This is a genomic window from Erythrobacter sp. SG61-1L (assembly GCF_001305965.1).
Classification (GTDB): domain Bacteria; phylum Pseudomonadota; class Alphaproteobacteria; order Sphingomonadales; family Sphingomonadaceae; genus Andeanibacterium.
The window spans coordinates 202795-224582 of the sequence record NZ_JXQC01000003.1 but is presented as its reverse complement, the minus strand read 5'-3'; the positions used below and the strand labels follow the sequence as shown (position 1 = coordinate 224582).

Genomic DNA, 21788 nt, shown 5'->3' with positions numbered 1-21788 from the left:
ATCTCAGAGGATGGGCCACGGCGTTCGGATCGGCAGCCCGGTGCGTTCAACCAGCGCCTTCCCGGCAGGCACCGCTTCTGCGAGGAGTTTCTCCTCGTCGAGCAGCAGGTTGCGCCCACCGTCGAGCACCTGACGACCGTCGATCCACACACTGTGAACACCGTTCGGCGGCGCATGCTGGGCAAGCTGGCCAACCGAATCGAAGATCGGCCCCCATTCAAGCAGGCGCGTGTCATGCAGTACGAAATCGGCCTTGTAGCCGGGGGCGAGAGTGCCGATCCGGTCTTCCCAGCCCATGCCCTTCGCACCGTTGACGGTCATCAGTTCCATCAAGGTGGTGGAAGGCAGCAGATCCTGATCGCCACGCGCATCGCGATAGCCGGCAGCCATCAGGCGCGCGGAAGACAGGATATCGGTCGCATTGCCGTCCGTCCCCAACATCACCGTGGCCCCGCCTTCCATCATTTCGAGATGCAGGCCCTGCTTGGCCAGGCCCATACCGCCCTTGAAGGCGGCATCGGGGCAATGGATGCAGGTCGTTCCGGTTTCCACCACCAGTTCCATCTCGCTGCGGTCGATCGCGGCAAGGTGCGTGATGCAGACATTGGGGCCCAGCGCGCCAATGTCTGCAAGGTGTTCCATCGGGCGGCGGTTATAACGGGCCATGAACCAGTCAGGATCTGACTGGCGCGGACTCATATGGGCAGAAACCTTCAGCCCCTTGGCGTCGGCCAGTGCCTTTGCGGCCAGCCAGACCTCGTCAGGATTGGTCGAATGGCCGACCAGCACCGGCCAGCAGGCCAGCATGCAATCGCCATCGTCGGGATAGGCTTCCACTTCCCCTTCCAGCAGTGCAATCGCATCGGCGATCTTGGCAGCCTGATCGGCGGAAGGATCGTAGGCCCGGCCTTCGACCCACTGGCCCACGCGGCCACGAATGCCTGCCTCGGCAAGGCCTTCCATCACATCGTCGAGATGGATCACCGTGCCCGCTTCGAGGAAAGTGGTAGTGCCGTAACGGATCATCGCCAGCGCAGACAGTTGGGCGGCGAGTTTCTCGTCCGACGGGGTCTGCGACTTGAACAGCGGGATGACCCACTTGGTGAGATTGTCGTTCCAGCTATCGGTTGGAACGCGGCGCACGAAACCGCGGGTCAGCGGATCGGCGGTAATGTGGATATGGCCGTCGACGAAACCCGGCGAGATCACGAAGTTGCTGCCGTCGCGCGTTTCCTTCGCGCGGACGATGCGTTCCGCTTCTTCCCGCTTGCCCACCATCACGATGCGGTTGCCCTTGATGGCCAACGCCCCGTCGCGGATCACATGACGCTGGGCGTTCATGGTGATGATTTCCGCGCCGGTGATGAGGAGATCGGCTTCGATAATCGGCTTTTCGGTCATGCAATCCGTTTCCAATATGCCCGTTTCAAACGTGGTTACGGCCCCTTCCCGTATGCGGACGGGAAGGAGCCGCAATTCTGTTTCTTCAAATCATTCCGCCCGCAAGGGTGGAATGCCGGTGGCTCAGAACTTGAAGCCGACCGAGAAGATCGCCTGGCGAGGCGCGATGTAGGTTTCGAAGCCCTGCGAGCTGCCGTAGGGATCCGAGAAGCGCGAGTTCACGCCGGCTTCGTCAAACAGGTTGCTGACCGAAGCAGTGACATAGACCGGGCTGCCTTCGGGTTCGTAGCGAACGAACAGGTTCACTACGCTGTAGGCCGGGGTCGTGTCGTAGAACTCGTTGTTGAACACGCGGTAGAAGAACTCACCGCGATACTGGTACTGCACGCGGGCCGTCAGATTACCCGGGCCAACCTTGCCGTCATAGACGAGCGCGGCCGAACCCTGCCACTTCGGCAGCTTGGGCACCTTGTTGCCGTTGATGTTCGAACGTGCACCTTCGCGAGCGAGCGAAGCGGCATAGTAGTTCGACCAGAACAGCCAGTCGGGATAGCCGGCTGCATTCTGGGCAGCGAGAGCATCAACCGGATCGAGGGCGTAGTAGTCCTCGTCGAATTCGCCGTTAAGCTGCGACAGGCTGGTTTCCAGGCGCAAGCTATCGGTGATCCGATAGTTGGCTTCCAGTTCGAGACCGTAGATCTTCGCGCTGGGAGCATTGGCCGTGCCTTCGCCGTACAGGATCGCATCCTCATCGAGGAACTGCATGTTCTTGTACTTGTAGTAGAAGCCCGACAGGTTGAGCTGCAGCGCGTTGTCGAAGAAGCGGTTCTTGGTACCGATTTCGAACGAGTCCACGATTTCCGGCTGATAGGTCGGCTTGATGCCGGTTTCCCAACCGAAGTTCACGTAAGAGGTCGAATTGCCGTTAAGACCGCCCGGCTTGAAGCCGCGGGTATAGCTGGCATAGACCATGTTTTCCGGCGTCCACTTGTATTCCAGCGCGAACTTGCCGGTCCATTCGTTGGTCGAAAGGCCCGGGCTGACCGAAGGCTGGATGTACGGACCCGAAGTATAGGGCGTTTCACCGCCGCTGATGCTGTCGCTCGTGCCGCTATATTCGTCATGGTTGTAACGGATGCCGGCAGTAACCGAGAACTTGTCGGTCACGTCATAGGTGCCCTGGAAGTAGGCGGCCCATGCCTTGCGGGTAGCCGACTGCAGGCTGGCATAGGTCAGATACTGGACGTTGGGATCGTCCCACGAAGCGCTCGAGGGAAGCGGATCGCGCACCAGCACGTCGTCAGCGCCACGATATTCGACAATGTACTGGTCGTTCTTGGACCAGAGATACACACCGCCGACGATCCAGTTGAACGCGCCTTCGCCGTTGGATGCCAGGTTGACTTCCTGGGTCCAGCTTTCGTTGTTGCTTTCCCACAGGGCGACGTGGTCGTAGTTGAAGTAACCCGTTTCCCAGGGGTTCGCGCCAACCCAGTAGGTGACATCGCTGAACAGGTCGGCATTCAGGCCGTCGCCGTCCCAGCTCTGTTCGCTGTGCAGCTTCTGGTAGCTGGTGATGGACTTCAGCGTGGCGAAATCCAGATCCAGCGCGATGGTGCCGTAATACAGGTCCGTATTCACGACCGAGCGGCCCGGATAGTCCTGGGTCACGATGCGCGGATCTTCCGAGGGATCCAGCACGTTCTTCTGTGCGGGGCCGTGGGTGTCGCTGTCATACTGGATGGTGGCGAGCGTGACCTTCAGATTGTCGGTCGGCTCCCAGCGCATCATGGCCTTCCACGAGGTCGAGTCCTCGTCGTCCAGCTCGTACTTGTCGTAGCCTTCGACGTCGGTGGCATATGCATAGCCATCATGCTTGCGGCGGTTGCCGTAGACGCGGAATGCAAGGGTTTCACCAACCGGCACGTCCATGCCCAGTTCGGCATTCATCAGGTTGTAATTGCCCAGGCCGACTTCGCCGTTCATGCCGAACTTGCCGAGCAGCGGTTCGCGCGACACGACGTTGATCGTACCGCCGGTCGAACCCTGACCGAAGGTAGTGCCCTGCGGGCCGCGCAGGACTTCGACCTGGCCGACATCCACGAAGGCCGCGTTGGCGGCGATCGAGTTGAAGATGTAGACACCATCGATGTGGTAGGAAACGCCCGGCTGCGAGTTCAGGTTTTCCGGAGTTTCGGAACCGATACCGCGAATGGTGACCATACGCTCGCCGCCGCCGCTCTTGGCGACCACGAGGCTGGGCACGCTGCCGTTAAGGCCGGTGACGTCGGTGATGTTGTTCTGCTTCAGCGTATCGGCGGTAACTGCCGTTGCCGAAAGCGATGCATCTTGCAGGCTGGTGTTGAGCTTCGTCGCCGTAATGACGATTTCGTTCTCATATTCGCCGGATTCAACAGCTGCTTCTTCCGCCCAGGCGCTGCTGGGCGCCAAAACGGCCAGAGCAACCCCGGCGAGCAGAAACTTACGATTGTTATTTCTTGTCATGGTCATCGCGCTTCCCCGATTGGAATCGAAACCCGCTCGAGGCACCCTCATCTCATACCCTGTTGAGAGGCCCCCGTTTGCCGGGGTACCGCTTGCCTTACATTGAGCCATCAAGCGGCGTTCCAATCTTGAGGAGTCGCGCAGAACTTGTTGACGCGATCGCGCCTCCACCCCTCGCACCGGGGCAGTTTCCCATATCGGGATGGTTAATGGTCGGGAGGCGCTTTGCCTCAGAACGCATATGATTCGCGCCCGGAACAGAAATTCTGCACGACCGGCCAAGATGCTTTTCGCAACTCGGGATAGACACAATATTGCGGCAGGCACGTTACAGCTGTGTCGATTCCGCGAGACTGGCCGAACAAGGAGACTGTCCGATGTCCGTGATTACCGAGCTGGAACCCGTGCGCACCGAGGCCGCCTGGCGCGGTGACGAACTTTCGGCCCGGCAGGACTGGGTTTACCTGCTGTCCGACGAACAGGTCGCGGAGCTAGAGGAACTGGGCAAGCGCTTCGTTGAAGAAGACCCGGACCTGCGCTTCGTACAGAAGGAAGACTATCCGCTGGTCGCCTGCGCCGATGCAGTAGCCGAATGGGGCAAGGACGTGGATTATGGCCGCGGCTTCGTTCTCGTTCGCGGGCTGCGCACCTATCTTTATTCCGACGCGCTTTCCTCGGCCATCTACTACATTCTCGGCCTCTACATGGGCGATCCGATCCGCCAGAACGAAATGGGCGATTTGATCGACCACGTTTATGCCACGTCCGACAAGACGATGGACGATCCCACCGCCAAGTCCTCCAAGGTACGCGACCAGCTCGTCTACCACTCCGACAGTTCGGACGTGGTGGCCCTGATGTGCCTGCGTCCGGCCATGGCCGGCGGCGCATCCTGCCTCGTTTCCGGCGCGCAGATCTATAACGAGATCCTCAAGCGCCGCCCGGATCTCGCTCCACTGCTGCTCGAACCCTTCCACTGGGACTGGCGCCGCCAGGATCAGGAAGCCCCGGCCGATACCTACACTTCGCCGGTGATCAGCATGGAAGAAGGCGTGTTCAGCATGTATGCCGGATCGCTCTACATCATCACTGCCCAGAACTATCCGGGCGTGCCGAAGCTGACCCCGGAACAGGTCGAAGTGCTCGAGCTGTTCGACAAGATCACCTATGAAGAAGGCATGGCCATCGAAATGGATTTCCGCCCCGGCGACATCCAGTGGCTGTCCAACTATGCCGCGCTTCATGCCCGGACTACCTTCTACGATTTCCCCGAACCGCAGCGCCGCCGCCACCTGCTGCGCTTGTGGCTGCACCGCGACGCCGGCCGTCCGGTGGTGGAGGGCTTCGGCAAGAACGGTGTGGTGCAGATTCGCTCCGCCCCGCGCGACGGCAAGACCGAGCATCCCGATGCGCACTTCAGCATCCGCGAAGTTTGCGTACCGCGCCTGATCACATGATCGGGCGCCACGGCGCCAAATGAAAAGGCCCGGAAAGCAGGATCGCTTTCCGGGCCTTTTTCTTTATCTGGAGGTTCTTAACCCGGAAAGTTTCCGGGGAATGCCAGCTCGGAAATTCCCATGCGGCCCGAGGGAACTTCGCGGGCGCGCAGATAGTCGGGCAGCAGTTCCTCCGGATCGCCGGTCCGCCCGATGGCTACGGCCATCTCGATGCGGAAGTCTTCCGGGATGCCCAGTTCCCTGTAACCCTTTTCGAAATCCAGCCCGGTGATGCCGTGGGTATGCAGCCCGTCATGGATGGCCTGCAAAGCAAGCTGGCCCCAGGCGGCACCGGCATCGAAAGCATGGCTGTAAAGCTCTTCCTTGGGCGCCCCCGTCTCATCGCGGACATAGCGGTCCGACAGAATGAAGACGATCGCCCCGGAATTGGCCGCCCATGCCCGGTTGAACGGCACCAGGATTTCCAAGAAACGCTCCCAGTCGGCACTGTCGCGCAGGGCGTACAGGAACCGCCAGGGCTGGACATTGAAGGCTGACGGCGCCCAGCGCGCGGCTTCGATCAGGCGGAAAAGCTCGCTTTCTTCCAGCGGCGTGCGGTCGAATGCACGGGGAGACCAGCGGCGGGTGAAGACTTCGTGGATCGGGTGTTCGGTCGCTCTGGTATCGTGAACGGTCATGAAGTTACCTGATTAGAGTGCTGTTCCAGCATGGAAATGACGGCGGAAGTATCCCGCACATCGGCGAAGTGCAGGCGCAGGCTCAGCAGCGCCGCATTGTGTTCCTCGTCGCAGACCGTGGCCGTCGCATCGGAGAGAAAAATCACCTTGAATCCGCGCATATAGCCGTCTCGCGCGGTGCTTTCGCAGCAGACATTGGTGAGCGTTCCGGCAATCACCAGCATCTCTATCCCGCGTTGCCTCAAGGCTGCCTCAAGGGCGCCTGACGGGCACCCAAAGGCGCTGTATCGGTACTTGTCGAGTACCAGATCGGAACCGGCGGCGACCATATCGGGGTGCAGTCCGTGCGACGCGGCACCCGGAGTGAGCGCGTCGATCGCTTCCCTTACCCGGGCGTCCGTCGGATCATACTGCCATGGCGCCATGGCGAGCGGGGCTTCCTCGCTCACGGTCTGGCGGGTCCAGATCACCGTTCCGCCCGCCGCGCGCATGGCGGCGGCAAGGCGGTTGACGGCGGGGATAATCGCCTCTGCATGGGGATTTCCGAAAATCTCCCCCTGCGCGACGAACGCCCCCTGCATATCGACGATCACCAGCGCCGTGCGCGCCGGGTCGATCTCCCCGAAGGAGTTGAGCCACTTGCCGCGCTCCACCGCCCATTCGGGGAGAAAGGCATCATGCATCGGCATATTCCGGATAGGCGATGGAGAGCGAATAGCTCTTCCACTTTTCCATTTCCGAACGGAGCAGATCGGTCTGCCCTTCCGCGTAATGGAGCGCATCCTTGCCCAGCAGCAGGTGCAGCGGCGGTTCTGCCTGGTCCAGCGCGCCGATGATGGCAGCAGCGGCCAGCGCCGGATCGCCCTTTTCCTTGCCCTGCCCTTCGGCCAGCGAACGCTTGGCGAAGTGGGCGGTATCTTCATAGGCCGGGATGTCCTTGGCCGCGACGCGCAGCGATCCACCGGCAAATTCCGTGCGCATGCCGCCCGGCGCCACATTGGTCACGCGGATGCCCATCGGGCCGACTTCCTGCGCCAGCGTCTGGCCGATGCATTCCAGCGCATATTTGCTGGCGCCGTAGAGCGCGGTGCCAGCCCAGGGAGCAAGGCCGCTGACCGAAGTGATGTTCACCACATGGCCGGCCCCACGCTCGCGCATATAGGGCAGCACGGCCTGGATCATCGAGATCGCACCGAACACGTTCACGTCGAACAGGGCGCGCATTTCCTCGGCCGAGACTTCCTCGATCGCGCCGACCATGCCGAAACCGGCATTGTTCACCAGCCGGTCGATCCCGCCCAGCTTTTCTTCAGCCTCGGCAACCACGCGCGCGGGCGCTTCCTTGTCCGAGAAATCGAGCACGGCGGCAAAGGCCTGCCCCGGCGCCAGTGCTTCGAACGCGTCGCAGCTTTCCTGACTGCGCGACGTGCCGAACACCTTGTCGCCCCGTGCCAGCGCGGCCTTGGCCAGTTCACGCCCCAGACCGCCGCCAATTCCCGTAATCAACCAGTTCGTCATTTCGAATGGACCTTTTCGTTTTGCGTTACCCGCGTTGTCTACGCCAGGCTGCGCAGAGCGCTTTGCAGGGCAAACCGCATTTGTTGTCCGCTGGCGCACAGGATGGCGTTCCGGTTGCGATCCACCCGGCGTCCGTGCTGAGGAATGCTGCCACATATCGTCCTAGAGGGAGGCAATTATGGCAGTTCAGGTTGCAGGATCGATCAACGTCGACCTGATCCAGTCAGTGAAGGATCTTCCCCGTCCGGGCGAGACCGTGCTTTCGTTCCGCTCCGCCCGCCTGCCGGGCGGCAAGGGAGCCAATCAGGCAGTCGCCGCGGCGCGCATGGGCGCGACCACCCGCATGATTGGCGCAGTCGGCGGTGACGACGGCGGCCGGTGGATGTGCGGCATGCTGGAGGAACATGGCGTCGACACGCAGGCAATCGCCGCGCTGCAAGATATGGCGACCGGCCTTGCCTCCATCGCCGTCGATTGCAGCGGAGAGAACCAGATCATCGTGAATCCCGGTGCCAATGAAGCGGTGGAGCCGGATCAGGCCACACAGATCGGAGCCGATGCCCGAGTGTTGCTGGCGCAGTTGGAAATCCCGGCGGACACAGTTCGCGCCTTCTTCACTGCGCCCGACGCACAGGATCGCGTCCGCATTCTCAACGCTGCGCCCGCCTTGCGCGAGGCCGCGCATCTGTTCGAACATACCGACATCCTGATCGTGAACCAGCATGAGCTGGCACATTATCTGGGCCTTTCCGACGCGCCGCAGAGCGCCGAGGACGCCCTGATCGCACGCCAATTGATCGAACGGGACGGCCAGATCGTGATCGTGACGCTGGGGGCACTGGGCGCCGTGGCGGTGTGGGCAGACCGGCATTTCCATGCCCCCGCCCTGAAAGTCAGCCCGATCGACACGATCGGCGCGGGCGACTGCTTCTGCGGCGCCCTTGCTGCCCTGATCGATTCGGGAGAATCGGTGGAAGAAGCCCTGCCCCTCGCCAATGCCGCCGCCGCACTCTGCACGCAGAAGCAGGGCGCAATTCCCGCCATGCCGTCGCGCAGCGAAGCGGAGGCGGCACTGACGGGCGGGGTGTGAGCCAGACCCCACTTCGTCATTCCCGCGAAGGCGGGAATCCAGTGGCTACCGTTGATCTGGATTCCCGCCTTCGCGGGAATGACGAAGGTAAGTGAGTAGAATCCTTATCCCAAGCCACCACGCCCGCTCATCCTGAGCCTGTCGGAAGCGAAGCTGGCGGCATTCGGCATTTCTGGGGTGGGAAGCGGACTGTCCTCTTTTGCCCAGATTGGCTATGAAGAATCCATGATATCCAGCTTGGCTGAGAAGTGAGATGTGGTCGAGATTTAGAGCCTTGGCTGCACGTATCGGCTTGTCGGCCCAGACGATGGCGGAAATCGAGGCCAAAAATGATGCCTCCTTGGTCGAAGACCCTCTAAATCCACTCGTCAGATATCGAGTCCGCCCTGATCCTGATTGGACGGAACGATTGGGCGAAGCCTGGAATAATTCTCTCGTCAATAGTCGAAGGCTTTGTGCGGGAACCATTGCACTCACGAATGGCCTTCTGACAATCGCCGATGGGGATTTGCCCCATGATGGTTTCACAACAAAGGTTAATCCGGGTGAATATGAAATCACATTAATCATCGCACATATGGGAGATAAGAGAACAGATGATTATGAGGAGCACATCTCCCATGCGTTTGCTCTTCTTCAACCCAAACATGATGTTGTGTCGATTAGCTCCCTTATGGATGAGCATGGCAAAGAGCTTGGCATCGCCGGGCGGTTCTTTGCTTTTGCGGGTTCAGGAGTGCTACAAGAAGTAGCGGGGGGTCACGCAGGTCGATGGACGTTGCGGGTTATGGACCTTTTTCGCGAGCAAGCCTCTGATGAAGAAAACGCTCGATCCAAATCAATCAGGATAGAGAATAAAGAAGGATCAAGTGCGGCCATACTGTTTCATGGTGGCCATAGCAGAGGTGACTATCCGGCATATAGGTTGGCTGATGCCGAAGATAGGACCGTTGGAGTGATGCTAGACTTCTTTGTCGATAATAGACCTTGGTGACTGCTCAAGGCGCTCAACGGAGGTGACTTACATGTGATGCGCTCACCCGTTCGTTCTTGACAAGATTGAGAACTTGATCCGCTTGTGGTGAAAGCCTAGCTGGTTGCAAACGTGCGCAATGTTGTCATGTCCGGGCTGGCGGCATTCGGCATTTCTTGGGTGGAGAGCGGGCATCTTACCCGTCATCCTGAACTTGTTTCAGGATCCATTTCTCCGGATCGCACGGCAGTTCGTGAGGATACATGGTTGCTGAAACAAGTTCAGCATGACGATAGCGCAGACGTCCGCAATATTGTCGTCTCCGGAGAGGCCGCTTTTGGTGCAGATTGAAGGATAGCCGCCCTTTGCAGTCAGCCTGAACTATGGGCAGCTAACGAACCGCCTGGCTGCCAACCTGATTGACTGGAAAGTTGGGGTTAGCGGACATTGGTTCGCATCACTCCTACCATCTAGTCTGGTTCAGGTGGATCCCAGGGAAGCCAATAGCCGCAGTTCAAGCGATCGTAGATGTAGCGCTTCCAACGTGGAAATTTGCGTCGAGCTAATTCGCGTTTTGCGATGATCCACTCGCGTGATTCCGTGCCGAAGATGGAGCGATAGGCCCGAACCTTCTCATCAGGCAAAGCTCGGCAATAGCTGACTGGATCGGGAAGGTGCTTTCGGTCGCCCACGCCGCGATGAAAACATGAATGGCGAGTGTCCGCAATGTCATCGTTTCCGGAATGACCCCTTCCGGTCAAAGATCGCAAAAAGCCGCCATTGGGCAAGCTGCCGGACAGGTCCACGCGCCTCGGGCCTTTGCAGAGCAAGCTCCGCTTCCTCCCATCAACCGGACAGGGAACAAGCCCGCCAAATTAAACTACGCCCCCAATCAAGATCGCCTGCGCACAAGGCATAAGTTCGGTTCCGCCAACAGTAATACGGAATCGAAGAGATATGAGCGAGCTTGAGCACACGCCCTTCGGGTTGCCTTCCGATACTGGTGGCAAGGATCTGGGGGTTTTCCTGCCCATCGCCAATGGCGGCTGGATCATGTCGAAGAACAAGCCGGAGATCGACGGTTCCTATGACTATTGCCGGGCCTCGGCAGTTCTTGCTGAACAGCACGGGCTGGATTTTGCCATGGCGATGGCCAAGTTCCGCGGATATGGCGGCGAAACCCGGCATTGGGACGAACAGCTGGATTCCTTCCTCACCGTTGCCGGCATCGCTGAAGCGACCAGCAAGGTGAAGGTGTGGGGGACGATCCACACCCTGCTGCAGAACCCCGCCGTTGCCGCCAAGATGGTCGCCACGCTGGACCAGATCAGCCACGGCCGTTCCGGCCTCAACGTCGTGACCGGCTCCTATCGCGGCGAGTTCGACCAGATGGGCGCATGGCCCGAAAATGTCGGGCACGATCAGCGCTATGACCTCGCGCTCGAATGGATCCGTGCGATCAAGGGCCTGTGGAGCGAGGACAGCGTCACCCAGCATGGCGATTATTTCAATCTGGAAGACTGCCACAGCTGGCCCAAGCCCTCTTCACGGCCCTTCCTGGTCTGTGCGGGCACGTCCAAGCAGGGCATGGCCTTCACCTCGGCCGAGATGGACGCGATCTTCCTCTATGGCGGCCAGCACGAGAAGCTGAAGCGTGAGAGCGAGGCCGCCAAGGCCGATGCCGCCGCTGTCGGCCGCTCGATCCGCACCTATTCGATGATGACCCTGGTGTTCGGCGAAAGCGATGCCGAGGCGGAAGAGAAGGTTCAGGCGATCCGCGAAGGCTTCGATGAAGGCGCACTGGCGGGCATGATGCGCGCCTATGGCTTCCTCGACAGCGAGATCGGCAAGGAAAACGACTTCACCCGCAAGGCGCGTTCGGGCTTCATGGCCCCGCATGTGGCAGGTTCGCCGGAAACGGTACTGCAATATCTGACGGACCTGTTCGAAATCTCCGGCTCCGATGGGCTGATGCTGATCTTCGACGATTATCTGAAGGGTATTCCCACCTTCGGCGAGAAGGTGCTTCCCGCGTTGCGTGAACGCTTTCCCGCTGGTGAAAAGGTAACGGTGCATGGCTGAGGCCGATCTTGCCGGTCTGCCGCATCTGGATGCGGCAACGCTTGCGCCGCTGATCGATCCGGCCAGGACTGCACTGATCGTGGTGGACATCCAGAACGATTTCGCCGGACCGTCCGGCTTGCTGAAGCGTGTTGGCGTGGACATGACGCTGGCCGAAGCGGCCATCGACCGGATCGAGGCAATCATTCCGGCGGCTCGCGCAGCAGGCGCCACTGTGGCCTTCATGCGCGTGGTGACGGAACCGGAAACCGATTCCGATGCACTCAAGGCGCTTTATGCCCGCAAGGGGCGGCCCGGCGGTCAGGCGATCTGCCGCACTGCGGATGGCGGGGCAGATTATTACCGCGTTGCGCCCGAAGCCGGCGACATCGAAATCGCCAAGCTGCTTTACGACAGTTTCCACGGCACCGACCTGGAAGATCAGTTGCGTGCGCGCGGCATCGACACGCTGGTGATGACCGGCGTAGCCACCGATTGCTGTGTGGATGCCACCACAAGGGCCGGTTTTCACCGGGGCTTCCACGTCTTCGTCGTTTCCGACGCCTGCGCCTCTTATGAAGAGGAACTGCACACCGGAACGCTCAAGGTCCTCCACAAGAACTGCGCTCTGCTGACGACCGCCGATGCGGTAGTCTCGGCATGGGCGAATAATGCGCAAGGAGCGCCGCTATGACCGGTTTCTTCGACAGCCGCCGCCAGATGGGCGTGCTCGCCGCCGCGACAACCGGCAGCGTGCTCTCCACCACGGCCACGGTCCACGCGGTGTTCGGGACGTTCCTTGTGCCGCTGTCCCAAGATTTCGGCTGGACCCGTGCCAGCATCTCGGCGGTGATGGCGATTATCGCCGTATCCTGCGCCATCGCCTATCCGCTTGCGGGCCGCTATTCGGACCAGCACGGTTCGCGCAAGATGATCCTGTTCGGCAATGTCGCGCTCGGCCTGTCCATTGCGGCACTGTCGCTGACCAGCGGCAGCCTTGCCCAGTTCTATCTCACCTTCCTGGCCATCGGCATCTTCGGCGCACTGCCCAGCACCGCAATGTTCGCCAAGCTGGTGGCCGAATGGTTCGACCGCAATCGCGGCACGGCGATGGGCTTCAGTTCCGGCTTCGGCAATGGCGTTGGCTCAACGATCATGCCGATTGTCGCGGCTGTCCTTGTTTCCACCATGGGCTGGCGCGCAGGCTATCTCGGTATTGCCGGGATCATCCTGCTGGTAGGCTTCCCGGTCTTCTATTTCCTGCTGCATGACGTGCCCAGCCGCAGCGATCCCGCCCAGCGCGCCGCCGCCGGCGCGAAGCTGGAAGGGATGACGCTGAAGGAAGCCGCGCGCGTTCCCGCGTTCTGGCTGCTGATGATCGCCATCGCTGCCGGTGGCGGCATTTCCACCGCCATCCTCAGCCATGTCGTGCCGATCGTGGGTGACCGCGGCTACAGCCTCGGCCTGGGCACTGCCGTGGTCAGCGTCTTCGCCCTTTCGGCCTCGGCCTGGCAGGTCGCCAGCGGCCGCATGCTCGACAAGGCGAACACGCCCCGGATAGTGGTGCCGATGTATGCGCTGGCGATTCCCGGCCTGTTCCTGCTGGAATTCGGCACTTCGGCCCCCATGCTGCTCGGCGCAGGCGTTTGCCTTGGCATTGCACTGGGCGCCCAGTTCGGCGCGCTGCCCTTCTTCATCGCCCGCTATTTCGGCCTGCGTCACTTCGGCGCGATCCTGGGCGTGATGTATTCCGCCGTCATCGCCGGACAGGGCATCACTCCGGTGCTGCTGGATGCCGCGTTTGACGCTGTAGGCAGCTATCGCGACGCAATCGTCGTCTCCATGGCGGTGATGGGACTTGGCAGCACCCTGCTGTTCCTTCTCCCCGCCTATCGCGGCGAGCGGAAGGTTCCGGCAGGGGCCGCAGTCGCCGTCGCCCATTAAGCGGCGGCCTTCGGGCCGTATGTCAAAGCTGCAAAGCGTGAGGGCGCAGGCGATCAAGACTCAAAACCGGCCTCACTTCATTCTACGCTAATAGTTTCTGCGCGAAGGAGTGTTCCCGCCATGACGTTCGACGGCCGGTTGAAATATCTGGTGCTGGGCGCGCTTGCGTTGCTCTTCTTCATTCTGAACGCCTGTACTTTCAACGGCCTCGGCGTGGTTCTGCCCTATATGGTGGAAGAACTGGGCTGGAGCTGGGCGACTGCCGGGGTGGGCTTTACCCTGCTGGGCATCGCTTGTGGGCTTTCCGGCCTGATTCCCGCCCTGCTGATCCGCAAGTTCGGCGTTTCGCGCACGATGCTGACGGGCGGCACCGTGCTGTTCAGCGGCTTCGCCTGCCTGGCGCTGACTTACAACCCGTTCGTCTATTTCCTCGGCACGATCCTGCTGGGCATCGGTTTTGCGATCTGCGGGCAGGTTCCGGCGGTCAATGTCATTTCCCACTCTTTCAAGAAGCACTCCACCGCGATGGGCTTCTACTTCACCGTGGGCGGCCTCGGCTCGGTCGCAGGCCCGCTGATTGCCTTCGCCACGCAGGAATTCACCAATGAATGGCGCCTGTTCTGGGGCGGCGCGGCGGTTGCGGCCCTGCTGCTGTCCATGTTCACCTCCGCTGTCACTGCGACGCGCTGGAACAACAAGGATGCCGGCGGCAAGGCGAAGTCCGCGGATGCAAAGGTTGGCTGGAACGTGCGCGCAGCCATGCGTACGCCGCAGTATTACGTGATCGTGGGCGCCTACACTTCGCTGCTGCTGATCAGCACCACCGTTCATGGTTTCGCCGTGCAGCACCTGTCCGACAGCGGCCTTGGCATGGGCGGTGCGGCCACGGTGATGAGCGCGTTGGCCCTGATCAGTGCCGGTGCATCGGCCGTGGCCGGTGTGGCGGGCGAAAAGATGAAGCCCCGTGCGCTTTCGATGCTGTCGTTGGCCACTGCCATCATCGGCGTTTTCGCGCTGATGGGCGGGAACAATCCGGCGGCAATCGGGATCGCGACGCTTGGCCTGGGGATCGGCATCGGCTTCAGCTATGTCAGCGTGGCCATGTTGCTGCTGGACGTGTTCGGCAAGCGCCCCAATCTGGAACTCTATTCGACGATGAGCCTGATCTCCACTTCGGCGGCGATCGGCCCGGCCCTGGGCGGCATTGCCCGCGACCAGCTGGGCAGCTTTTCGCTGGTCTTCCTTGCATGCGGCCTGATCGGCACCGCCTTCTTCATGGCGCTGCTGCTGTTCAAGCGCCCCACTCAGCCGGTTGAGGCCGAAGAAGCAGAAACGGTGCTTGCCCCCGCCTGCTGAGGGCCGGGAGAAAGATTGCGACACGCGCCTTCCGGACGGGGCAGGTGCGTGTCGCCAAGACACAACAAGACCCCATTCTGATACAAGGTCAGAATGGCCAGTTGACGTGCGGCCTCCGAAATATCACTTATGCGTGCATAGAAGACACGCCGGGAGAGGGGCCGGTCCAAGTTTGATAGAGAGCCCCGTTGCGTTTCACGACTAATGCCTATCCCAAGGAACAGCGTTACGACGCATGGCGCTTTGCGCTAAAACGCGCGTCGCTTGCCCTTGAAGCCGCAGATGAGGCCAGCCTTTACGGCGAAATCATCCAGTTCAGCAGCGATGTCGGCATCCAGTTCGTCCGCCTTGTGGGGACGGCTCAGGAATATACGATCGACTTCCGCGAAGAGCCGGGCAGCCTCTGGCTGGCAGTGCTGCTTGACGGGCTTTGCCTTGCGCGCAGCGGCACGGAAACAATCACCTTCAACGATGGCGACATGATCTGCGGGCGCGGCGAGACACCGGTCTCGCTGCAATTCACCAGCGATCATCGGATGTTGCTGCTGAAAATTCCGTCCAAATCGCTGGATCAGCGATTGAAGGCGCCCTTGCCGGACAAGCCGCGCACCCTCTCTTCCGATGGTGGCCCTGGCAGGGTTCTTTCCAGCATGTTGCGTTCCGTCGCTGATATGACGACCAGCGACACGCCGGATGAAGGCCTGCGCCCGGTTGAGCTGGCCCTGCCCGAATTCCTGCTGGCGGCTCTCCTCTCCGACGCCCCGCCCCGCGCCCTTGGCGGCGCTGCCGGCATGCGCGCGGCGCTGCTCGAACGCATTTTCCAGACCATCGAAATGCGCCTGTCCGATCCGAACCTGAATTATCAGCAGGTGGCGAGCGAACATGGCATTTCGCCGCGCTACCTGCAGAAGCTGTTCGAATCGATCGATGACAGTTTCGGCCATTACGTGAAAGTGCGGCGGCTTGAACGCTGCCGACTGGACCTGCGCAGCCCGCTGCACACGCAGAAATCCATCTCCGACATCCTGTTCCAGTGGGGCTTCAACGATTCCGCATCGTTCAGCCGCGCCTTCCGCGAACAATACGGGATCTCGCCGCGCGAATACCGCAAGTCCGGCATGCCCGATGAAGGGGATGCGAACGATACCCTGCGTCGTGGCCGCCCCGCGCGGCGCAGTGCGCAGGATGAGGCCGCGCAGGCCGAAGCATTCCCCGAAATTTCGGAAACGGTCGGCATCCCCACCAGCCTGCTGCCTATCGGCGACGATGGCACGGTGCGCCACCACCACCTGCCCGTCAGCCCGAACACGGTCCATTGGGGCTATTTCAGCTCGCTGCTGAAGCCTGTCCTCACTGTCCGCTCCGGCGATTTCGTGACGGTGGAAACGCTGACCCATCACGCCAATGACGATCCGGAACGCATGGTGGAAGGCGATGAAGGCGCCGAAAGCGTGTTCCACTGGGACGAACATGGCAAGGCCGTGGAACGGCGCGGCGCCGGGCCGATGGACGCAAGCGAAGTGGGTCGCGGCGCGGGCGAAGGCTTCGGCGTGCATATCTGCACCGGGCCTATCGCCATTCAGGGTGCGGAGCCGGGCGACATCGTCGAAGTGCGCATCCTCAGCCTGGAACCCCGGCGCAGCGGCAATCCGCGCTTTCAGGGCAAGGCTTTCGGCAGCAATGCCGCGACCTTCTGGGGCTTCCAGTATAACGATCTGCTGACCCAGCCCAATCCACGCGAAGTCGTGACGATCTACGAAGTGGAAAGCGGCAAGGAACGCGTTCCCACCGCCCATGCGGTCTATTCCTTCCGCTGGACCCCGCAAACCGATCCGTCAGGCATCGTGCATGAGCGGTATAATTATCCCGGCGTGCCAGTGGATCCGGACACGATCGAGCGCAATTATGACATCCTGCGCGATGTCGAAATCCCGGTCCGCCCACATTTCGGCGTGATTGCCGTGGCGCCCGCCCATACCGGCCCGGTCGATTCCATTCCGCCCAGTTCCTTCGGCGGCAATATGGACAATTGGCGTACCGGCCCGGGATCGAGCGTATTCCTGCCGATACAGGTTTCCGGCGGGCTGCTCTCGCTGGGCGATCCCCATGCCTCGCAGGGCGATTCCGAATTGTGCGGCACGGCCATTGAATGTTCGATGACGGCGCTGATCCAGGTGATCCGCCATCCGAAGGGCGAACTTTCGGGCATGATGCGCGATCTCGATTACCCGATGATCGAGACCGAGAGCGAATGGGTCATCATGGGCTTCAGCCACCCGGATTACCTGAAGGAACTGGGCGAGGACGCACAGAGCGAAGTCTACAAGCGCGCCTCGATCGACAGCGCGATGCGCGATGCCTTCCGCAAGACCCGCCGCTTCCTGATGACGACCAAGAACCTCTCGGAAGACGAGGCGATCTCGCTGATCTCGGTTGCGGTCGATTTCGGGATTTCCCAGGTCGCCAACGGCAATTGGGGCGTCCACGCGATCATCCGCAAGGGTTTGTTCACGGCCTGATTGAGCAAGGTGAACCCAATTCCGTCATTGCGAGCGTAGCGAAGCAATCCAGCGTCCAGTGCGTTCCGCCTTGGATTGCTTCGTCGTTACACTCCTCGCAATGACGAATTGACCCTCACTGCCCCGAACCAACTTCAACCGCAGCACGGTCCAGCAAAGTGCGTATCCGCACCGTCCGTTCGGTAAACTCGCCGCCGATCAATTCGTTGGTCATCAGAATGGCCACCAGATTGCGGCGCGGGTCAGCGAAGAAATATGTATTGCCCGAGCCGGACCAGCCACCTGCCCCGGCAGGCATGCCGCCGATGGCTTCGCTCGCTGCATCGCCAATGCCCAGCCCGAGGCCGAACATCACATTTTCATGGGCCTGCCCGCCGGTTTGCAGCAACGGCGTCAACATCGCATCGACGCTTTCCGCCTTGATCAGGCGGCGGCCATGCCATTCGCCGCGATTGGCCAGCATCTGGGCGAAGTGGAGGTAATCCTCCATCGTCGCGGCCAGCGCCCCGCCCCCGTCGAACATGCGCTGGGGGTCGCGATATTCTGACGCCTCAGCCGTTTCGACCGCCGTCATGCCGCCCTTGCTGGCAGTGTAATTGGTAACGAAACGAGGAAGCTGCGCATCGCTCACCACGAAGGTGGCATCGTGCATTTCCAGCGGATCGAAAATCCGTTCCTTGAAGAACCGATCAAGCGGCATGCCGGAGGCCCGCTCCACCACTACGCCCAGCACACCCGTGGAATTGCTGTAGGAGAACCGCTCCCCCGGCTGGTGGAGCAGCGGTGCGGCCGCGAGGCGCGCGATCAGCTCGTCCATCGATGCCGCTGGGGCCGCATCGCCGGGCTGGCGGCCAACGCCGCCGCCGCGCATCACGCCATGCTTGCGGTAATATTGCTGGACCGGCGTATTGCCGGTGAAATTATAGGTCAGCCCGCTGCTGTGGGTCATCAGATCACGGACGGTGATCTGCCGGGTGGCGGGCACGGTGACCATGTGGTCCAGATCGCCGCTTTCATACACCCGCATGTCCGCAAATTCGGGTATGTAGCGAGCAATGGGCGCGTCGAGCGAAATCCGCCCCTCTTCCACCAGCATCATGGCCGCCACGGTCGTGATCGGCTTGGTCATGGAATAGAGGCGGAAGATCGCATCTTCCGGCAACGGCGTGGCACTTTCCCGGTCAAGGTCACCCATGTGGAAACGGACGATATCCTTGCCGCCCCGCGCGATCACGACCTGCGCATTGGGCAATGTGCCGTCCGCGATCATCGCCGCCAGCCCGTCATGCAGCTCCGTAACGGCGCTGAGAGGCGCAACGGCAGCCGTTTCGGCATATGCCGGCGCAGCAGGCACAAACGCCCCCAGAGCAAGCCCCAGGGCCGTCAGCGCCGAAACACGAGCCATGCCGAACTTTGCCATCAGTACGGCTTATCGCCTGCAACCGAGACGCGGTAGCCCGAACGGGTTTCAGGGAAATAGTCCCAGGTGGCGAAATGCTGGGTGCAGCGATTATCCCAGAAAGCGATCGAATGCGGTTCCCAGCGGAAGCGCACCTGAAAGTTCGGGTTCTCGCAATGATGCGCCAGGAAATCGCGCAGCGCCTCGCCTTCCGGCTTGGTCAACCCGTTGATGCGAATGATCTTGGACTTGCTGAAGAACAGGCACTTGCGCTTCGTTACCGGATGGGTGCGCACCAGCGGATGGGTGTTGGTGGGATATTTCTTGTCCACATCCGGGAAAAGCTCCCGATAGATATGGTTGGAATCGTGCACCGCCGTCAGCGGATCGATGAAGGCCTTCATCGCGGGCGACAGCGCGTCATAGGCCGCATACATGCTGGCAAACAGCGTATCGCCGCCGACAGGCGGAACCGTGTGGAGGTAGAGGATGCTGCCCATGGGCGGTTCCGGATCTTCCGAAAGGTCCATGTGCCAGTCTTCCCCGGCGACGAACTTGCTATCGGCATCGGCGTGGATTTTCACAACATTGGGATGGCCTTCGATACCGCCCACGCCGCTATGCCCGGCCAGTTCGCCGAAATAGCGGCCAAGCCGCTCGTGGCTTTCGTGGTCCATTGGCTGATTGCGGAAGAACAGCACCTGATGTTCCATCAGGGCCGAGTGGAGTTCATCCACCACCTTGTTGCTGAGTGGCTCGTTCAGAGCGACCCCGGATACCACGGCACCGATCGGTTTGGTCATCGGGCGGACTTCGAGCACGTCATACGGCATGGACAAGTTCCTCGCTCTTGGATTGGGCTTCGCTCCGACGGGCATAGGCCTGCGCCAGGGCGGCGCAGACGATCAGCTGGAGCTGGTGAAAAAGCATCAATGGCAAAACAACCAGGCCGACCTGCGCCGGCGGAAACAGCGCGCCTGCCATGGGCACGCCGCTGGCAAGGCTCTTCTTCGAGCCACAGAAAACCATCACGGCCTCATCTTCGTGAGAGAAGCCGGCAAGGCGGGACGCCTGCCGCGTAACGAGCAGCACCGCAGCCAGCAGCACCGCGTCCAGTGCAAGGATGGTCGCAAGGTCCATGGCCGAAAAACGGGTCCACAACCCTTCGACAACCGCCGCGCTGAACGCGCCATAGACCACCAGCAGGATCACCCCGCGATCCGTGCGCATTACCAGCTTGCGGTGCTTGTCGATGAAACCGCCGATCAGCGGGCGCGACAGATGGCCGACAATGAAGGGTAGCAGTAGCGTCGTTCCCACCTTCATCAGCGCGGACAGGAAGAATTCCTGCCCGGCTTGCCCGCTGCTGACCAGGAGGGTGGCCAGCAGCGGGGTCAGCACGATACCGAGCACGTTTGAGAGGGACGCACTGCAGACCGCCGCCGGAACGTTCCCCCGCGCAATCGCCGTCATCGCTATCGACGACTGCACGGTTGAGGGAACGATGCACAAGAACAGGAAACCGCTCGCCACGGCCGGATCGATCCAGCTGCCCAGCCCCGTCACCATCGCCAGCCCCAGCAGGGGGAACAGGACGAAGGTGGTGGCCAGCACCATCAGGTGCAGCTTCCACGCGCCGATCCCCGCCAGGATCGCCTGACGGGACAGTTTGGCCCCGTGGAGGAAGAACAGCAGCGTGATCGCCACATCGGTCAGATGATCCAGCCACACCGCACCGTCGCCGCGGGCGGGCAGAAAGGTGGCGAATGCCTGCACAGCCAGCAACAGCAGGAGAAATCCGTCAGGACGAAATCGGGAAAGCATGATGCGCAATGTCTGGGCGAGATCGCACCAGTAAGTCTTGTCGCCCTGCGCAGGCTCGTTTGTCAGGCGGTGCCGCTACGCCTTGCCCGGTTGCGCGTGTCGCGCGGTGCTTCGTCGAAACGTTCCCGATAGGCCCGGCTGAAATGTGCGGACTGATTGAAACCCCAGCGAAAACAGATTTCCGAGATGCTGAGCTGCGCATGGAGAGGGCTGGCAAGCTCTGCCCGTGCGCGTTCCAACCGGCGGGATTTTAGGTATCCTGTCACTGTCTGACCGAAGCGGGCGAAAAGCTGCTGGAGGTAGCGCACGGAAACGCCTTCGGCCGCGGCAATCGCCTGCACTGTCAGATCGGGATCGCCAAGCTGGCTTTCGAGCGCGCGGCAAATGCGCTCATATTGGCGCGCCCGCTGCCCCATCGCCCCGCCCTTGCCCGCAAAACCACCGGAAACCGCGATGACGGGAACGAGAAGTTCGATCAGCGCGCTTTCGATAGGCCCCAGTTCACCCGGTCGGCCTTCTGCAAGCGACGCCGCCAAGGAATGGAGTAGCGCCAGCAGCGCATGGCCCGACATGCTTCTCGGCTCGACTAGCGATACCCGTGCCGCCAGCGGCGCCAGCAGGCGCGCGTCGATGGCAACGCTGGGAATACGCACGAAAAGCTGCCGAAACGGCCCATCGAACTGCAACGAGGCATCCACGCCGGTGGCGCCATAGATCAAGACTGAAGGGGTCAGGTCAACCGGCATGTCATCCGTGCTGAGCCGGGCCTTGCCGTCGATCAGCAGGCCCATCCACAGGCCCCGTTCCGCGCCGGGCGTCCGCCCGGCAATGGACTGCGCCCCGCCGGAAACCACCGCAAATTCGAAACCCATGGGGGAAGTGGCAGCAAGAACCCGCCCCACCGCTTCCGCTTCGGGAGCGGGGCCGGCAAAAGGCAAGTGCAGCCGCCGCATGGCATCGGCCCATGCGGCGGCGCGCTCGCCATGCGGCAGGCTTGCCGCATCGAAGGACCAGGCTGCTTGCCGGTCAGCCAAGGCCTTCACGTCCCCTTTCATTCGGCCCCT

The 21788-nt window shown here is 61.5% G+C and carries 18 protein-coding genes; 9 read left to right on the top strand and 9 right to left on the bottom strand.

The window, feature by feature from the left end:
* Positions 1-3 precede the first annotated feature (3 nt).
* Both SZ64_RS01385 and SZ64_RS01380 read right to left on the bottom strand, forming a co-directional pair.
* Complete coding sequence (locus SZ64_RS01385) at positions 4-1401, bottom strand: amidohydrolase family protein (protein ID WP_054529192.1); 1398 nt, start codon at positions 1399-1401, stop codon at positions 4-6.
* Positions 1402-1524: 123 nt separating this feature from the next.
* The gene (locus SZ64_RS01380; protein WP_054532029.1) at positions 1525-3906 is read right to left on the bottom strand and encodes a TonB-dependent receptor; all 2382 of its coding nucleotides are present in this window, start codon (positions 3904-3906) and stop codon (positions 1525-1527) included.
* Between the two features lie 377 nt (positions 3907-4283).
* On the opposite strand from SZ64_RS01380, the gene SZ64_RS01375 reads away from it, so the two are divergent.
* Positions 4284-5363, top strand: a complete 1080-nt coding sequence (locus SZ64_RS01375) for a TauD/TfdA family dioxygenase (protein WP_054529191.1) — start codon at positions 4284-4286, stop codon at positions 5361-5363.
* Positions 5364-5440: 77 nt separating this feature from the next.
* Here SZ64_RS01375 and SZ64_RS01370 read toward each other — a convergent pair whose 3' ends face one another.
* Genes SZ64_RS01370 through SZ64_RS01360 form a run of 3 tightly spaced genes read right to left on the bottom strand, consistent with a single transcriptional unit; the run spans position 5441 to position 7558 of the window.
* Positions 5441-6040 (bottom strand): nitroreductase family protein, encoded by a 600-nt coding sequence (locus tag SZ64_RS01370; RefSeq protein ID WP_054529190.1) that lies wholly within the window; start codon positions 6038-6040, stop codon positions 5441-5443.
* Entirely contained in the window at positions 6037-6723 is a 687-nt protein-coding gene (locus SZ64_RS01365) for a cysteine hydrolase (protein ID WP_054529189.1), read from the bottom strand. The genes SZ64_RS01370 and SZ64_RS01365 overlap by 4 nt, the downstream gene beginning before the upstream one ends.
* A complete protein-coding gene (locus SZ64_RS01360) occupies positions 6716-7558 on the bottom strand; it encodes an oxidoreductase (protein WP_054529188.1) in 843 nt (280 codons plus the stop codon). The genes SZ64_RS01365 and SZ64_RS01360 overlap by 8 nt, the downstream gene beginning before the upstream one ends.
* Positions 7559-7736: 178 nt before the next feature.
* On the opposite strand from SZ64_RS01360, the gene SZ64_RS01355 reads away from it, so the two are divergent.
* The 8 genes from SZ64_RS01355 to SZ64_RS01330 all read left to right on the top strand — a co-directional run bounded on the left by SZ64_RS01355 (position 7737) and on the right by SZ64_RS01330 (position 17501).
* Positions 7737-8648 (top strand): ribokinase, encoded by a 912-nt coding sequence (locus SZ64_RS01355; protein WP_054529187.1) that lies wholly within the window; start codon positions 7737-7739, stop codon positions 8646-8648.
* Positions 8649-8922: 274 nt separating this feature from the next.
* Entirely contained in the window at positions 8923-9642 is a 720-nt protein-coding gene (locus SZ64_RS18450; protein ID WP_156313409.1) for a hypothetical protein, read from the top strand.
* Positions 9643-9768: 126 nt separating this feature from the next.
* Positions 9769-9972 carry a hypothetical protein gene (locus SZ64_RS18445; protein WP_156313407.1) on the top strand — a complete coding sequence of 68 codons (204 nt, stop codon included), beginning with the start codon at positions 9769-9771 and terminating at the stop codon, positions 9970-9972.
* Between the two features lie 606 nt (positions 9973-10578).
* Positions 10579-11703 carry an LLM class flavin-dependent oxidoreductase gene (locus tag SZ64_RS01350; protein ID WP_054529186.1) on the top strand — a complete coding sequence of 375 codons (1125 nt, stop codon included), beginning with the start codon at positions 10579-10581 and terminating at the stop codon, positions 11701-11703.
* On the top strand, positions 11696-12376 hold the full coding sequence (locus SZ64_RS01345) for an isochorismatase family cysteine hydrolase (protein WP_054529185.1): 681 nt from the start codon (positions 11696-11698) through the stop codon (positions 12374-12376). Before SZ64_RS01350 ends, SZ64_RS01345 begins: the two co-directional genes overlap by 8 nt.
* Entirely contained in the window at positions 12373-13626 is a 1254-nt protein-coding gene (locus SZ64_RS01340) for an MFS transporter (RefSeq protein ID WP_156313405.1), read from the top strand. The genes SZ64_RS01345 and SZ64_RS01340 overlap by 4 nt, the downstream gene beginning before the upstream one ends.
* 120 nt (positions 13627-13746) lie before the next feature.
* Positions 13747-14982, top strand: a complete 1236-nt coding sequence (locus tag SZ64_RS01335; protein WP_054529184.1) for an MFS transporter — start codon at positions 13747-13749, stop codon at positions 14980-14982.
* A 188-nt stretch (positions 14983-15170) separates the two neighbouring features.
* Entirely contained in the window at positions 15171-17501 is a 2331-nt protein-coding gene (locus SZ64_RS01330; RefSeq protein WP_054529183.1) for an acetamidase/formamidase family protein, read from the top strand.
* A gap of 115 nt (positions 17502-17616) precedes the next feature.
* Here SZ64_RS01330 and SZ64_RS01325 read toward each other — a convergent pair whose 3' ends face one another.
* The 4 genes from SZ64_RS01325 to SZ64_RS01310 form a co-directional block, all read right to left on the bottom strand.
* Positions 17617-18921, bottom strand: a complete 1305-nt coding sequence (locus SZ64_RS01325) for a serine hydrolase domain-containing protein (RefSeq protein ID WP_054529182.1) — start codon at positions 18919-18921, stop codon at positions 17617-17619.
* Positions 18921-19703, bottom strand: a complete 783-nt coding sequence (locus SZ64_RS01320; protein ID WP_347230247.1) for a TauD/TfdA family dioxygenase — start codon at positions 19701-19703, stop codon at positions 18921-18923. Before SZ64_RS01320 ends, SZ64_RS01325 begins: the two co-directional genes overlap by 1 nt.
* Positions 19704-19722: 19 nt before the next feature.
* Entirely contained in the window at positions 19723-20724 is a 1002-nt protein-coding gene (locus tag SZ64_RS01315; RefSeq protein WP_156313403.1) for a bile acid:sodium symporter family protein, read from the bottom strand.
* 62 nt (positions 20725-20786) lie between these two features.
* On the bottom strand, positions 20787-21758 hold the full coding sequence (locus SZ64_RS01310; RefSeq protein ID WP_162225057.1) for a helix-turn-helix transcriptional regulator: 972 nt from the start codon (positions 21756-21758) through the stop codon (positions 20787-20789).
* Between the last annotated feature and the right edge of the window lie 30 nt (positions 21759-21788).